This is a genomic window from Actinoplanes sp. NPDC024001 (assembly GCF_040638955.1).
Lineage (GTDB): Bacteria > Actinomycetota > Actinomycetes > Mycobacteriales > Micromonosporaceae > Actinoplanes.
The window spans coordinates 26,675-41,346 of the sequence record NZ_JBEZZB010000048.1 but is presented as its reverse complement, the minus strand read 5'-3'; the positions used below and the strand labels follow the sequence as shown (position 1 = coordinate 41,346).

The 14,672-nt window shown below is 68.0% G+C and carries 14 protein-coding genes; 5 read left to right on the top strand and 9 right to left on the bottom strand.

The features are described from left to right. Positions 1-344 precede the first annotated feature (344 nt). On the top strand, positions 345-953 hold the full coding sequence (locus AB0F81_RS20315) for a CueP family metal-binding protein (RefSeq protein WP_360199397.1): 609 nt from the start codon (positions 345-347) through the stop codon (positions 951-953). Positions 954-1,154: 201 nt separating this feature from the next. Here AB0F81_RS20315 and hemG read toward each other — a convergent pair whose 3' ends face one another. Both hemG and AB0F81_RS20305 read right to left on the bottom strand, forming a co-directional pair. Then, a complete protein-coding gene (hemG, locus tag AB0F81_RS20310) occupies positions 1,155-2,555 on the bottom strand; it encodes a protoporphyrinogen oxidase (protein ID WP_360199395.1) in 1,401 nt (466 codons plus the stop codon). 246 nt (positions 2,556-2,801) lie between these two features. Continuing rightward, positions 2,802-3,101 carry an STAS domain-containing protein gene (locus AB0F81_RS20305; protein ID WP_360199393.1) on the bottom strand — a complete coding sequence of 100 codons (300 nt, stop codon included), beginning with the start codon at positions 3,099-3,101 and terminating at the stop codon, positions 2,802-2,804. Positions 3,102-3,539: 438 nt separating this feature from the next. Here AB0F81_RS20305 and AB0F81_RS20300 point away from each other — a divergent pair, with 438 nt between their 5' ends. From AB0F81_RS20300 to AB0F81_RS20285, 4 genes are all read left to right on the top strand, one after another. After that, positions 3,540-3,836: a hypothetical protein gene (locus AB0F81_RS20300; protein WP_360199391.1), complete on the top strand. Its 297-nt coding sequence runs from the start codon at positions 3,540-3,542 to the stop codon at positions 3,834-3,836. 647 nt (positions 3,837-4,483) lie between these two features. Further along, positions 4,484-5,152, top strand: coding sequence for a GAF domain-containing protein (locus AB0F81_RS20295; protein ID WP_360199389.1), 669 nt, complete (start codon positions 4,484-4,486; stop codon positions 5,150-5,152). Positions 5,153-5,395: 243 nt separating this feature from the next. Then, a complete protein-coding gene (locus tag AB0F81_RS20290) occupies positions 5,396-5,644 on the top strand; it encodes a response regulator (RefSeq protein ID WP_360199387.1) in 249 nt (82 codons plus the stop codon). Further along, entirely contained in the window at positions 5,641-5,889 is a 249-nt protein-coding gene (locus AB0F81_RS20285) for a hypothetical protein (RefSeq protein WP_360199385.1), read from the top strand. The genes AB0F81_RS20290 and AB0F81_RS20285 overlap by 4 nt, the downstream gene beginning before the upstream one ends. A gap of 70 nt (positions 5,890-5,959) precedes the next feature. Here the strand turns inward: AB0F81_RS20285 and AB0F81_RS20280 are convergent, their stop codons facing one another. From AB0F81_RS20280 to AB0F81_RS20250, 7 genes are all read right to left on the bottom strand, one after another. Then, the gene (locus AB0F81_RS20280) at positions 5,960-6,292 is read right to left on the bottom strand and encodes a cupin domain-containing protein (RefSeq protein ID WP_360199383.1); all 333 of its coding nucleotides are present in this window, start codon (positions 6,290-6,292) and stop codon (positions 5,960-5,962) included. 15 nt (positions 6,293-6,307) lie between these two features. After that, positions 6,308-7,540, bottom strand: a complete 1,233-nt coding sequence (locus AB0F81_RS20275) for an MFS transporter (protein WP_360199381.1) — start codon at positions 7,538-7,540, stop codon at positions 6,308-6,310. A gap of 89 nt (positions 7,541-7,629) precedes the next feature. Beyond that, a complete protein-coding gene (gene narI / locus AB0F81_RS20270; protein ID WP_360199379.1) occupies positions 7,630-8,391 on the bottom strand; it encodes a respiratory nitrate reductase subunit gamma in 762 nt (253 codons plus the stop codon). Further along, positions 8,388-9,011 carry a nitrate reductase molybdenum cofactor assembly chaperone gene (narJ, locus tag AB0F81_RS20265; RefSeq protein ID WP_360199377.1) on the bottom strand — a complete coding sequence of 208 codons (624 nt, stop codon included), beginning with the start codon at positions 9,009-9,011 and terminating at the stop codon, positions 8,388-8,390. The genes narI and narJ overlap by 4 nt, the downstream gene beginning before the upstream one ends. Further along, positions 9,008-10,723: a nitrate reductase subunit beta gene (gene narH, locus AB0F81_RS20260; protein WP_360199375.1), complete on the bottom strand. Its 1,716-nt coding sequence runs from the start codon at positions 10,721-10,723 to the stop codon at positions 9,008-9,010. Before narH ends, narJ begins: the two co-directional genes overlap by 4 nt. A 1-nt stretch (position 10,724) precedes the next feature. After that, positions 10,725-14,378, bottom strand: coding sequence for a nitrate reductase subunit alpha (locus AB0F81_RS20255; RefSeq protein WP_360199373.1), 3,654 nt, complete (start codon positions 14,376-14,378; stop codon positions 10,725-10,727). A gap of 13 nt (positions 14,379-14,391) precedes the next feature. Next, positions 14,392-14,553: a hypothetical protein gene (locus AB0F81_RS20250; protein WP_360199371.1), complete on the bottom strand. Its 162-nt coding sequence runs from the start codon at positions 14,551-14,553 to the stop codon at positions 14,392-14,394. Positions 14,554-14,672: the final 119 nt, after the last annotated feature.

Sequence of the window (14,672 nt, the reverse complement as noted above, 5' to 3'; positions counted from 1 at the left end):
CGTAGGTGCGGCTGAAATGTCCCGCGACCCCCAGATCAGTTGACATAGCACCGAGCAATGTTATCCACAGCTGCACCGCCGTTATCCACAGCTGCACGCAACCGGAGGGGCGGTGTCCGGGCATGCCGGGTTCGCCGTAACGAACCACACCGGTCATCCCGCTCGGCACGGGAGTTGAGTCGTTCCTCGATCTTCCGCATCTGTCGAGGCGCCACAGCGGAGTCGGACACCGCTGCCAAAGTGAAGACCGGGCACTCTACGGCTTTCGATCAACGGCATCAGCCGTGTCAGTCGTCGTTGACGAGGAGCGATCCGATGGATCTGGTCTGGTAGCGGAGGTGAGGGTGAAAAGGAAAGTCTTCATCGTCGCCGCAACGGTGTCCGCGCTGCTGTTGGCCGGTTGCGTGACGGCCGACGATCCCGTGACCGCACCGAGCGCCGTACCCTCCGCCGCAACCTCAGCGAGCAGACAGGCCGATGGGCTTCTCGCAACCCATGGCCTTGCAGGCAAGAACACCGTCGAACTCATCGACCACCTCGACCGGCTGAGCATCGCGGAACGGCCGACCGCGCTGACAGCCTCAGTTCGATCCCACGAACTGGTGATCTCCAGCGGGACACACGAATACCAACTCGACATACCCGATGGCCAGTTCTACCTGTCCGTGGCGCCGTACGCGAACCAGACGCACCAGTGCTTCCATCACTCCCTCACCACTTGCAAGGGCGAACTCGCCGGCCAAGACGTGCAGGTGAAGATCGTGGACGAAACGAACAGCAAAGTACTGGTTGACGAGGCCCGGACCACCTTCGACAACGGGTTCGTGGGGTTCTGGCTACCCCAGGGCATCACAGCCACGCTGCGGATCACCTATGACGGCAAAACCGGGCAGACGAAAATCGCCACCGGCGAGCAGGCGCCGACCTGCCTGACCGAACTCCGACTCACGTAGGCGGCAACAAGGCCCCTCGATACGCCGCCATCGCCGGTCATCGACTCGCTATGGACCCGAGCTGACGCCTTCCGGCTTGCTCTCTTTCCGAGAACGACGACGAGTGACGCCATAACGCAGGAGACGCGTCAACCCGGCCGAGGCGCTAACCAAACGCTCGAGCCCAACACCGATTGATCCGGGCCGCGTTGCTCTGCTCGGTCATGCGCCGTCCAAGTGCTTGCACACATCGCCGGCCGCACGTTCACCGCTGACCACACACGCCGGGATGCCGACCCCGTCGAACGCTGCCCCGGCCAGCGCCAGCCCCGGCGGCAGCCCGGCCCGGACCTGCAAGATCCGGTCCCCGTGGCCGGGGGCGTATTGCGGCAGGGCGCCGCCCCAGCGCCGGAGCCAGAACTCGGCCGGCGCCGGCAGCTTGACACCGACCAGCTCGCACAACTCCGCGTGAGTCTGGAGGAAGAGCGTCTCGTCGTCGTGTTGGAGACGCTGTTCCTCACCGGCGTGGCCCAGTGAGGCCCGCACGATCACCGGTCCGTCCGGGTCGGTGAGATGCGGCCATTTACGAGTGAAGAACGTCGCGGCTTTGACTAGTGTGCCCTCGCCCGGCGGCACCAGGAAACCTGACAGGTCCGGCAAGGCGGTCCCGGGTGGCAGGGCCATCGCCATCAGCGCGACACTCGCGTACTGCAGCGCGCCGACCGCCTGCGCGGTCTCCGGCGCGGCCTCGGCCAGCAACCGGGCGGCCGGCTTCGCCGGCACCGCCAGAATCACGGCATCCACGTCGTCGGTCTGCGGAGCCGGCGCAGGCCCGAACGTCAGACGCCAACCCTTCGGGGTACGCGTGAGCTCACGCACCGGCTGCCCGAGGCAGATCCGGGCGTCACTGGCCGACGCGGCGGCCGCCACCAGACGGCTCATCCCTCCCCGGACAGCGGCGAAGACCGGCCTGCCTGGCGTTCGTTTCGACTGCGCCTGAGCGGCCCGGACGGCGTCGCGAAGGGTGTGTTCGGCTTCCGCGGTGCGGGCGAGCTGCGGCATCGTGACCCGCAGGGACAGCCGGTCGGCGCGCCCGGCGTACACCCCGCCGAGCATCGGGTCGACCAGCCGGTCCACCACCTGGTCACCGTACCGGGCGCGGACCAGCTCGCCGACCGTGATGTCCTCGCCCGGGGCGAGCAGCGGGCGGCCGGTGTCGCGGTCCGCGTCGGCCTCCGGCGACGCCGTCCCGTCCAGCGTTGCCAGGTCGCCGGGGATACCGAACATGGTCCCGGGCGGAATCGGGGTCAGTCGGCCGCCGATCGCCAGGGCGGCCGGGCGTGGCGCTGGATGCACCAGGTCGTCGCCGAGTCCGAGTCGCCGGGTCAGGGACACCGCCGCGGACTCGGCGCCGTCCGGGGCGCTGAACAGGAACGACTCGGCGCCCTGCTCGACCGCCAGTCCGGCCAGCTCACCGGTACGGAGTTTGCCGCCCAGGGCAGCGTCTCGCTCGTACAGAATGATCTCGGTGTCCGCCGGCGCTCGCTGCTGCAGCCGCACGGTGGCCGCTAGGCCAGCGATGCCGCCGCCGATGACCGCGATCCGCTTCCCCACGTAGATCACCCTCCCAGCTCGCCGCCGCGCCGTCCCACCGGGGTCCAGGTCTGTGACGCCGACCCAAGGACACCGGCCTGTGAAACGGCGCCGGCTCGCGCCTACCGCGCCGGGCTGTTTTGCTTGGCATAGCCGGCCTAGCTCGGTGGCGGAGCCAGTGCTGGCGCTGACGCTGCGCCAGGTTCCGTCGAACAGCATCAGCCCCGCCGCCAGGCTGGTGATTTGCTCAGCGAGGTGAACTGCGCGGTGCGCGTGTCAGCGATGGTTTGCAGCGTGAAGGTTCTTCACTTGCACCTCCACACCCTGCCCGTTCAGCCGGGTACACGCGTGCACGACAGCGCCGACACCGGCGGAGTCACAGACACCCACACCAGTCAGGTCGACGACGACCTGGGCGGCGCCCTGCGCCGCGTGGACGATGACGTCGTGCAGGTGGTCTGCAGCGGATTCGTCGATGTCCCCGGCGACAGCCAGGCGTACGACGCCATCGTTGACCACATGACTGCTGATCTCCAACTGTTTCCTCCCGGAGCGTGTCGGGTTGCAGTCGATCATCGCGCGTAAAGATCCGTTAGTCGCCTCGACCGCACGAAGACGGCTCGCGGTTTCGCCAGCAGCGAGCACACTGAATCCCACTCGCCTGTGGCGCTACGAAGTCCCAGCGACGTCGCTTTGCCGATTCCCCCGCTTCACCAGGCGGAGTACTCGATGATCGACCTATGGACTGGCGAAACCGAGCCATCTTGAACGAGGCCGTTCAGGCAGGCTGGCGTGGTCGACGCCCAAGTCAACGACCGTCGAACAGCAGATCACCTACAGCCGCAAGATCGGCCGCATCATGACCGACGCAGCCTTCGGTCGCGGCCATTCGCCGTTGGCGCCAGCGCCGTCGCCCGTATCGCTGACCACAGCGTTGGCGGTGCCCACGAAGCCCACCGCGCCGCCGCGGCGCTCGCTGACGTGGCGCACCGCCGCAGCCCGCAACTATCGGGTATGACCACCCCGGTCGAACTCCCCCGCGAGGCCAAGATGCGACCGTCACCGCCGTCGGCGAACCGCAACGACGTACAAGACCTGGTCAATCGTCTGCTTGCCGCTGCCCTACAAGCCAGCGCGGCTGTCGATGCCTCCGTTCACGCCGCCGAGGTCATTACAAGCCGCGCTTCTGATGCAACACCGGACATGGCCGCCACCATCATCGCCCTGGCTGCTGTCCGTGACAATCTCCTGCACGCCGCAAACCAACTCAGCGCCGCCTCACCCGACGGCCCCGGTGAGTCACCGGCATGACTGCCGGCATGCCCCTGGGCGAACCGCGCCCGTTCCCTGTGCACCCACCGGGAGCGCATCTGGCATCCAGCACGCCTGTGCTGTGTGCATCGTTTTGGCTGGCCAGAGCAAGGGCATGTCGACGAGCTGCGACAACGGCATCTGCTTGAGGCTCGAGTACGCCGCTGCCCGGTCGGTGTGGTTGCCCGCAGGGTTGGGTCTCGTCGCAGGTTCACGAAGACGGCGGCTCTATACGTCGCATCCTGTCACGCCGAGACCGCCCGTGTTGGCGCCGCCGTACGACGCCGTACGCGGTGGCAGGCCACCGGACGGCCGACTGGCGACGCTGATCGTCCCCGCGCCGTCAACAGGCCGCCAGCGCTCGTGTTCGCCCCGCGGCGGTCCGACAATGCATCTTCGAGCAACCTCACCTCTCTGCGACGGTCTCTCGCGCGGCCTCTGCGCCGCGTATGGGACGTCAGATACCGGACCAGTCCCGATGCGTTGCCGGTCCCGGCCGGGCCCGCCTGCGCGGATTCGGCGTTGCTCTTGTCTGCCTGCCCTTGCCGCGTCCGCTGTCGGCAACGATCGGGTTGGGCGGTTCGGGACGTAGGTCCTGTCCGCACCGCAAGAACTCACGTCCGGGCGCGGGTGAGCGATGGTGCACCGTGTCACGGCGATACGCGCTGCGGCCCGGCGAAACGGACAACATGATGGTCACCATGCAGCAATACATCATCGCCTCGACCGGCGACGGCGGGGAGAGGGATGCCGGATTGCAGCCATGGAGTTCGGTGGCTGCGTCGAGCCCGCTGCATTCGGTACAGCGACTGGCTGCTGCCTCCCGATTCGCCGGAGCCGGAGCGGCCCTCGCCGCAGACTTCCACACCCTCGCGAAGGCGGTTGCCGGCGCGCTCGAGGTGAAGGCCGTCGCTGTCAATCTGGTTCTGTCGGCCAGGGTATGGATCGTAGGCTCGTATGGCCTGCCAAGTCGGTTGGCCAAGGCCGGCAGCCTGCCGACGGCTTGGGCTCCCTGTACCCGGGTCGTTCTGCAGAACGGCACGGTGGTCTTCGAGGACCTGCGGGATGCCTACCGCGGCCAGGCCAATCCGGTGGTGTCCGAACACGGCATGCGGTTCTACATCGGCGTGCCGCTACGATTCCGCAGCGACGTGATCGGCACCTTGTGCGTCCTGGACGACCGGCCGGCCGCGCTGTCCGCGGAAGCGGTCACCGTGCTCGCGGCGATAGGCGACGAGGTAATGAGGGCGTTGCTCGAACAGGAACCGCACGGTGAAGGCGCCATTGATGTGCTGGGCGCCACGCCGCCGCACTGAGAATCGTCCCGGCTCGCCGGGTGCGCGCACCCGAGCCGACTTTCCCGAGTTGCCTCGATGCGAACTCAGCCGTCGAACCCGCGCTTGCGGACCGGCGTTGGCCATGCCGTCGAAGCAATGGCTCTGGCGGAGTGGCGTCGAACGCTGCCGCCACCGGCGGCCTCTACGATCGCTACCGAATAGAGCTCACGCCATCGGATGGTCGATCATGGTGGCGTCCGACGCGCAGTAAGGATGACCGACATGACAGCCGACACGTTGTCCGCGACGCTGCGGGTGCTGGTGGTCGAAGATGATCTCGGGGACGTGGCGCTGGTCGAGAGCGCCTTCGCCGGGCATCGGATCGCCACCGACTTGCATCATGTCGCGGACGGTGCTGAGGCTTTGGCGTTCCTGCGGGCCGAAGGGTCGTATGCCGGTGCGCTGCGGCCTGATCTGATTCTGCTGGATCTGAACATGCCACGCCTCGACGGCCGCAGCTCCTGCAGGTGATCAAGACCGATGCGCTGTTGAAGGCGATCCCGGTGGTGGTGTTCACGACGTCATCGACGCCGGCTGACATCACGGCCAGCTACCGGGCGCACGCGAACGCGTACGTCACCAAGCCGATCGGTCTCGACGACTTCGATCGGGTGGTGGCCGCGATCCGCAACTTCTACGGCCACACCGTCACTCTGCCCCGCCGGGCACCCTATGCCACCCGCCATGACGGATCCGCTGGTGAGCTGAGCAACTGACGGGTGATCAGCTTGTCAGCAGTCGGGCATCTTCCGATTGTCTCGGCGTGTGGGCTCGTTGGCCGGGCGGCTATGGAAGCTTCGCTACGGTCAGCAGGACAACGGCGTCCGTGAGAGCGGACAGGGTGTGCCGGGCGTCGGGCACGACGAGCAGGTCCCCGGTGTCACCGTCCCAAGATGTGTCCTGCGTGGCCAGGCGAACTCGTCCGGACAGGACGTGGACGGTGGCCTCGCCAGGATTCTCGTGTTCGTCGAGGGTTTGACCGCCGCGGAGGGCGATCAACGTCTGGCGCAGCGTGCGGGTATGCCCACCGACGACGGTGTGGGCGCTACGGCCGCTCGACGAGGTCCGAGCCACCTCGAGATGCTCAGCGGTCAGCGCCGGCAGCGATGACGTAGACACGATCCGTTCTCCTGTTCAGTCGGTCTTGGGCCGCCCGACCGTGCCCATCTTGACGGCGGTGTAGACGGCGGCGGCCAGAGCCACGTCGGACAGCAGCATCAGGCCGATCGCGTACGAGTTTTCGACGCCGTACACCCATCCCATGATCAGCGGTGGGACGAACCCGCCGAGGCCGCCAGCAGCACCGACCACACCGGTGACGGTGCCGACCTTGTCGGCCGGGGCGACCTTGCCGACGAGGGCGAAAACGGCGCCGCTGGCCGCTCCGAGCAGCGCGGACATGCCGAGGAAGGCGATGGTGGCGACCGGCATCAGCGGCGGCTGGAAGGCCTGGATGACGGCGAACACGGCGGTGCCGCTGAAGCACCAGACGAGCACCGGTACCGGGTGGAAGCGGTCGGACAGCCAGCCGCCGGTGGGCCGGGCGATCACTGCCAGGATGACGAACCCGGCGGTGCGCAGGGCGGCGTCGTTGGCGGACAGTTCGTAGGCGGTGCGCAGGTAGGCGGGCAGGTAGACGCTGAACGCGACGAACCCGCCGAACCCGACCGCATACAGCAGGCATAGTTGCCAGGTGACCGGGAGCCGGCCGACGTCGGCGGTGCGCTGCCACGCGGAACCGGCGGGGCGTTGCCGGTTCGGCGCATCCCGGATCAGCAGGAACGCGACCACGGCGTAGGCCGCGAGGATCGCGGCGACCAGCATGAACGGGGTTTTCTGCCCGTACGTGTCGGCGAGTTTGACGGTGGTGAAGTTGGAGATGGCGGTGCCGCCCATGCCGGCGCCGAAGACGCCGATCGCGAAGCCGCGCTTGGCGGGCGGGTACCAGCCGGAGACCAGGGGCACACCGACGGCGAAGGCGGTGCCGCCGATGCCGAGGAACAGCCCGGTGATGATCAGCGCCGGATACGACGACACATACGCCAATGTCAGGACCGGCACGATGGTGGCCAGCGACACGGCAGGGAACATGATCCGGGCGCCGAACCGGTCGGTGAGCGCGCCGACCGGGATCCGGCCGATCGAGCCGACCACCACCGGCACCGCGACCAGCAGCGACTGGGCAGCGAAACTGAGACCGAGGCGTTCCTTGACGCCGGGGCCAAGCGGGCCGAGCAGCGCCCACGCCCAGAAGTTGACAGTGAATCCGATGGTGGCCAGGGCCAGGTTGCGGCCGGCGCCGGCCGGCACGGCGTTCGCGGGCACCGGGGTGCTGCTCGCCCCGGTGGCGGCACTGCGTGTACTCATCAGCTGCTACCTCGCAAACGGCATCGAACCGGAAACACCAGCCGGAAGGTCTGATCCTGCGGTGGTGCCAAGGGGGTGACCAGGCAAGATCAACGGCGGCGGGCGGGCGGGCTGGTCGGCAGCTTCGGCGGGCCCTCCCAGCCGGGACGACTCGGGCGCAGCCCGGGACGGGGGTCGCGGTACCGGTAGACGACGTACGGGCGGGTGAGGTAGCCGACAGGGGCGCTGAAAGCGTGCACGAGACGGGTGAACGGCCAGAACGCGAACAGGGTGAACGCGGCCAGGATGTGGATCTGGAAGCTGGTCGGCACCGCGGCCATGATCGCCGGGTCGGGGCTGAGGTAGAACAGCGACCGGAACCACGGTGAGATCGTTTCGCGGTAGTCGTAGCCGCCGCCTGCAATGTTGGCTTTCACGGTCGCCCACAGGCCGAGCACGATGACCGCGGCCAGGACCACGTACATGGCTTTGTCGTTCTTGGTGGTCGCGGCGAACACCGGCCCGGTCAGCCGGCGCCGGGCGATCAGCAGTGCCATGCCGATCAGGGTGCAAAGCCCGGCGACGGTACCGACGAACACGGCCATCAGGTGGTAGGTGTGTTCGGTGATCCCGACGGCTTCGGTCCACGATTTCGGGATGAGCAGCCCGCCGATGTGCCCGACCAGGACCATGAGGACCCCGAAATGGAACATCGGGCTGGCCCATCGCAGCAGCGTGGTTTCGTACAGCTGGGAGGAGCGGGTGGTCCAGCCGAACTTGTCGTAGCGGTAGCGCCAGACGAGTCCGCCGATCAGGATCACGATCGACAGGTACGGGAAGACCGCCCACAGCAGGACGTCAACGGTGTTCACCTGCGGCCTCCGGTCACATCGGCGAGTCCGAACGGTTCCAGGCCGACCTGTTCGACGGGTGGGCCGGTGCGGGCCAGCCGGGCGACGGCGGCCAGGTCGGCGGGCTGGGCGGCCGGCAGCATCCGCCGGACAGCTTCGGCGGCGTGCCGGTACACCGAGCCGTCCTTGGCGAGAGATTCGGCGAGCAGGTCCAGCCCGATGCGGTTGTCGCGCAGCAGTTGCCAGCCGGCGTCGTCGGTGGCGGCGAGGTCGAGCACCGCGGGCAGGTAGTCGGGCAGTTCGCCGTCGACGAGTTCCAGGCCGACGTGTTTGTAGGTGGCGGCGAAATCGGCGAGGGCTTCGCCGCGTTTGCGGGTGTCGCCGCAGGTGTAGTAGGTCAGGTGCAGGCAGCTGCGGCGGCGGAAGTCGAACAGCTCCACGTAGTCCGCGCGCAGCCGACCCGGGTCGGTGGCCGCCCGGTGCCCGACGACCATGCGCAACGGGTCGGAGACCTCCGGCGGCAGCTCCAGCAGGGCGACGTCGATCAGCGGCAGCGCGTCCATGACGGTGTCGTCCGGGTAGCGCAGCAGCAGGGAGGCGGCGCGCGCGGCGACCGCCCGCCAGGTCGGCGCGGTGCTCATCGTGGTCCTTCCTCGGTGTCGATCACGCCCGGGCCACTGGTGGCCCCACCGTTGGCGCCGGGATCGCGGCGGGGCGGGAACAGGCCCTCGGGACGGCCGTTGCCGTCCCAGTTGAGCAGGTTCACCCGCCGCGGTTCGTCGCCTGCGTCGGTGAACCCGTCCGAGGTCTGCCGGTCGCGCAGCATGTGGAAGGTCTCCACCTGCACCGGAACCGGGGTGCCGGACGCCTCGCCGAACGGCCCGGTCTGGTACATGCCAGGCCCGCCCTCGTACTCCAGGGAGCATTCGGTGCCGAGCTGTTCGAGGCGGTGCGCGTCCTCGGCGTGCGCGGCCGGGATGACGTAGCGCTGCTCGTACTTGGCGATCGCCAGGAGCCGGTACATCTCGTTCATCTCGTCCGGTGTCATGCCGACCGCGGCCGGGATCGAGTCGTCGGGTTTCTCGCCGAGGTTGATGCGTCGCTGGTAGGAGCGCATCGCGGCAAGCCGGTTCAACGTCGCGCGCACCGGCTCGGGATCTCCGGCGGTGAACAGCCCGGCCAGGTAGTCGATCGGGATGCGCAGCGCATCGACGGCGCCGAAGAGGTTGTGCGGGTCCTCGCCGTCGTGGCCGGTGTCGCGCAGCACGTCGACGACCGGGGACAGCGGCGGGATGTACCAGACCATCGGCATGGTGCGGTACTCCGGGTGCAGCGGCAGCGCCACCTCGTACTTCATGATCAGGTCCCAGATCGGGGAGCGGCGTGCCGCGTCGATCCAGTCGGCCGGGATCCCCGCCCGCTCCGCCGCAGCAGCCACCGCCGGATCATTCGGGTCCAGGAACACCGAGCGCTGCGCGTCATACAGATCGTGCTCGTCCTTGACCGCCGCGGCTTTCGCGACCTTGTCGGCGTCGTACAGCATCAGGCCGATGTAGCGCAGCCGGCCCACGCAGGTCTCCGAGCAGATGGTCGGCTGGCCGATCTCGATGCGCGGGAAGCAGAAGGTGCACTTCTCGGCCTTGCCGGTGCGGTGGTTGAAATACACCTTCTTGTACGGGCACCCGGTCACACACATCCGCCAGCCCCGGCACCGGTCCTGATCGACGAGCACGATGCCGTCCTCGGCCCGCTTGTAGATCGCCCCGGACGGGCACGACGCGGCACAGGACGGGTTGAGGCAGTGTTCGCAGATGCGGGGGAGGAAGAACAGGAACGCCTTCTCGTAGTCCTGGCGCACCTGGTCGGACACCTTCTGCAGGATCGGGTCGCCTTGGAGGACCTCGTTGCCGCCGCCGAGCGAGTCGTCCCAGTTCGCCGACCAGGTGACTTTCGTGTCCTGGCCGGTGAGCAGGCTCTTGGGCCGGGCCACCGGAAAATCGTTCCCGGCCGGCGCGGACAGCAGGTGCTCGTAGTCGTAGGTCCACGGCTCGTAGTAGTCCTGCATCGACGGCAGTTTCGGGTTGGCGAAGATGCTGAACAGCTTCTTCACCCGGCCACCGGCGCGCGGCTTGAGCCGCCCGGTCCGGGTACGCACCCAGCCGCCCTGCCACTTCTCCTGGTCCTGGTAGGTGCGCGGGTACCCCTGCCCGGGCCGGGACTCGACGTTGTTGAACCAGACGTACTCGACGCCGGAGCGGTTGGTCCACGCCTGCTTGCAGGTCACCGAGCAGGTGTGGCAGCCGATGCACTTGTCCAGGTTCATCACCATCGCCACTTGGGCCATCACGCGCATGTCAGTACTCCACGTCCTGCGAACGGCGACGGATGACCGTGACCTCGTCGCGCTGGTTGCCGGTCGGGCCGAGGTAGTTGAACGCGAACGACAGCTGGGCGTACCCGCCGATGATGTGGGTGGGCTTGACCAGCAGCCGGGTCAGCGAGTTGTGGATGCCGCCGCGCCGACCGTTGACCTCGGCCTTCGGCACGTCGATCACGCGCTCCTGGGCGTGGTACATGTACACCGTGCCCTCGGGCATCTTGTGACTGACGATGGCCCGGCAGACCACCACGCCGTTGCGGTTGACCGCCTCGATCCAGTCGTTGTCCCGCACCTTGATCTTCGCGGCGTCCTGCTCGCTGAGCCACATGGTCGGCCCGCCTCGAGACAGCGTCAGCATGATCAGGTTGTCCTGGTACTCGGAGTGGATCGACCACTTCGAGTGCGGCGTCAGATACCGCAGGGTGATCTCCAGCTCGCCCTTCGGGCCGAGCCGTGGCTCGCCGAACAGCTTGTGCATGTCCAGCGGCGGCCGGAAGATCGGCAGCGCCTCACCGGCCTCGTGCATCCAGTCGTGGTCCAGGAAGAAGTGCTGCCGCCCGGTCAGCGTGTGCCACGGCTTGAGGCGCTCCACGTTGATGGTGAACGGCGAGTAGCGGCGCCCGCCGGTCTCGCTGCCGGACCACTCCGGGCTGGTGATCACCGGGACCGGCCGGGCCTGGGTGTCGGCGAAGGTGATCTGCTTGCCCTCGTGCTCGGCGGCCAGGTCGGCCAGCTTCACCCCGGTCCGCTTCTCCACGTCGTGGAAACCCTCGGTGGCCACCCGCCCGTTCGTGGTGCCCGACAGCGCCAGGATCGCCTCACAGCACTGGATATCCTTCGCGAGCGACGGCCGGCCGTCGGCGACCCCGCCGCGGACCGTCCCGTTCTTGTGCCGCAGATACTCGATCTCCGGGTTGACGTCGACCGAGTAGCCCTTGACCGTGGTGCCGAGCTTGTCCAGCGCCGGGCCCAAGGAGGCGAGTTTCTGGTCGATCACCCCGTAGTCGCGTTCCACCACCACGATCTTCGGCATCGTCTTGCCCGGCACCGGCACCTCACCGGTGGCCTGCCAGTCGCGGACCCGCCCGTACGGGGTGGCCATCGCGTCCGGGGTGTCGTGCAACAAGGGCGCCGCAACCAGATCCTTGCGTACCCCGAGATGGGTTTTCGCCATGGCCGAGAAACTGCGGGCAATGCCGTGGAACGCGTCGAAGTCAGTCCGGGTCTGCCACGGCGGGCTGATCGCCGGGGTGAACGCGTGCACGAACGGATGCATGTCCGTGGTGTTCAGGTCGTGCTTCTCGTACCAGGTCGCGGCGGGCAGCACCACGTCGGACAGCAGCGTCGTCGAGGTCATCCGGAAGTCCAGGCTGAGCAGCAGATCCAGCTTGCCCTCCGGTGCCTGCTCCGGCCACGCTACATCCTCCGGACGCTGGTCCGGTCCGGCTTCGGTGGCCCGCAGGTTACTGTCGGTGCCCAGCAGATGCCGCAGGAAGTACTCGTTGCCTTTCGCCGACGAGCCGAGCAGATTGGCCCGCCACACGGTCAGCACCCGCGGCCAGTTCTGCGGCGCATCCGGATCGGTGACCGCGAACTTCAGCCGTTTCTCGTGCAACGCCTGCGCGACGAAGCCGCCCGGATCCTCACCGGCCTCGTCGGCCAAATCCAGGGGATTGCGGTCGAACGTCGGCATCGACGGCATCCAGCCGGAGCGCACCGACTGGGCGTACAGGTCCATGGTGTGCTTACCGGCGAACAGCCCGTCCCCGGTGGGTGAGGCGACCGTGTCGGCGCTGTAGGTGTCGTAGCGCCACTGGTCGGTATGGGTGTACCAGAACGCGGTGCCGATCATCTGGCGCGGCGGGCGTACCCAGTCCAGCCCGAACGCGAGCTGCTGCCAGCCGGTCACCGGCCGGCACTTCTCCTGCCCGACGTAGTGCGCCCACCCGCCGCCGTTCACTCCCTGACAGCCTGTCAGCGTGACCAGGGCGAGAATGGCCCGGTACGTGGTGTCCGAGTGGAACCAGTGGTTGGTACCCGCCCCGAGCAGGATCATCGAGCGGCCGCCGGAGCGTTCCGCGTTGTCCGCGAACTCCCGCGCCACCCGCGCCACCTGCACGCCGGGTACGCCGGTGATCGGCTCTTGCCAAGCCGGCGTATAAGGGCTGGCCGGATCCTCGTAGCCGGACGGCCACTCGCCGGGCAGCCCAGCGCGGGCCACCCCGTACTGCGCCAGCATCAGATCGAACACACTGGTCACCAGCTTCCCGGCAACCGTCCGAGTCGGTACCCCGCGGCGCAAAACCGCCGGGGCATCGCCGTCGAAGCGCGGCAGCAAGACTTCGACCGGTGTTCCCCCACCGCCCTCCGAGGTCAGAGCAGGTTCGATGTCGCCGAGATTCAGGTTCCACTGGCCGGCTTCGGAACCCCAGCGGTGTCCCAGCGAGCCCCGTGGAACCGCCGGTGCGTCGGTGACCGAGTCCCACAACACCGGCTTGAACGCGCCGTTCTCCGCGACTTCGCCGAGATCCTCGGCACTGAGGAACTTGCCGGGCCGATAGCCGCCCTCGAACGGCTCCAGCGTGACCAGGTACGGCAGGTCCGTGTACTTGCGGACGTAGTCGACGAACCGTGGGGTGCGCCGCTCGACGAAGAACTCCTTGAGGACCACGTGCCCCATCGCCATCGCGAGGGCGCCATCCGTGCCCGGCTGCGCCGGCATCCACTCGTCAGCGAACTTCACGTTGTCGGCGAAGTCCGGGCTGACCACCACGACCTTCTGACCCCGGTAGCGGGCCTCGGCCATCCAATGCGCGTCCGGCGTCCGGGTCACCGGAACGTTCGAACCCCACATCATCAGGTAGGAAGCGTCCCACCAGTCGCCGGACTCGGGCACGTCGGTCTGGTCGCCGAACACCTGCGGCGAGGCGACCGGCAGATCCGCGTACCAGTCGTAGAACGACAGCATCGTCCCGCCGAGCAAGCTCATGAACCTCGCGCCGACCGCGTGCGACACCATCGACATCGCCGGAATCGGCGAGAACCCAGCCACCCGGTCCGGCCCGTACTTCTTGATCGCGTGCACGTGCGCGGCCGCGACCAACTCCTGGGCCTCGTCCCAGGAGACCCGGACCAGGCCGCCCTTGCCGCGGGCCTTCTGATAGGCGCGCCGCCGCAACGGATCGTCCTGAATGTCGGCCCACGCAGCCACCGGATCGCCCAGACGCTTCTTGGCCTCACGGAACAGTTCGAGAAGAACGCCACGGGCGTACGGGTACCGCACCCGGGTCGGGGAGTAGGTGTACCAGGAGAACGCCGCTCCACGCGGGCAGCCGCGCGGCTCGTACTCCGGCTTGTCCGGCCCGACGCTCGGATAGTCGGTCTGCTGCTGCTCCCAGGTGATGATGCCGTCCCGGACGTAGACCTTCCACGAACACGACCCGGTGCAGTTCACCCCATGTGTGGAGCGGACCACCTTGTCGTACGACCACCGGTCCCGGTAGAACGAGTCCGCCTCCCGGCCGCCGATCTGGTAAAGGCTCCGGCCGTCACCGGACACCTCAGCCCGGCGTACCAGCCCACCGATCTTCAAGAGCGCCTGCCCCGCACTGTCGGTCCCGCGCGTCATCCGCCTCAATCCCTCAGTTGGTGACCTTGATGACCACGCTCGTCCCTACCCGGTCCCGACGCAACCCGAACACGAGATTTGACGCCTTCAAACCGCTGCCACACAGGGTTTCGGAGATATCCGACATCATCGGATTGCCGCCTGCAGGGGCTTCCGGGGCACCGGAGAGCGACACGAAGCCTTCTCATCTGCTCATGAAGCTGATCTACTCGGCTCGCACGCCCTCGCCGAGCGAGCGCCGGAACTGTCGGCCAGGTTGCGGCGCCTGGCATGGCCAGCACGACGAATCTACTG

Coding starts and splice junctions, on each gene's coding strand:
- AB0F81_RS20305 (WP_360199393.1), bottom strand. CDS start 3,101: ATGATCGACTGCAACCCGACACGCTCCGGGAGGAAACAGTTGGAGATC.
- AB0F81_RS20300 (WP_360199391.1), top strand. CDS start 3,540: ATGACCACCCCGGTCGAACTCCCCCGCGAGGCCAAGATGCGACCGTCA.
- AB0F81_RS20290 (WP_360199387.1), top strand. CDS start 5,396: ATGACAGCCGACACGTTGTCCGCGACGCTGCGGGTGCTGGTGGTCGAA.
- AB0F81_RS20275 (WP_360199381.1), bottom strand. CDS start 7,540: ATGAGTACACGCAGTGCCGCCACCGGGGCGAGCAGCACCCCGGTGCCC.
- narJ (WP_360199377.1), bottom strand. CDS start 9,011: ATGAGCACCGCGCCGACCTGGCGGGCGGTCGCCGCGCGCGCCGCCTCC.
- narH (WP_360199375.1), bottom strand. CDS start 10,723: ATGCGCGTGATGGCCCAAGTGGCGATGGTGATGAACCTGGACAAGTGC.
- AB0F81_RS20255 (WP_360199373.1), bottom strand. CDS start 14,378: ATGACGCGCGGGACCGACAGTGCGGGGCAGGCGCTCTTGAAGATCGGT.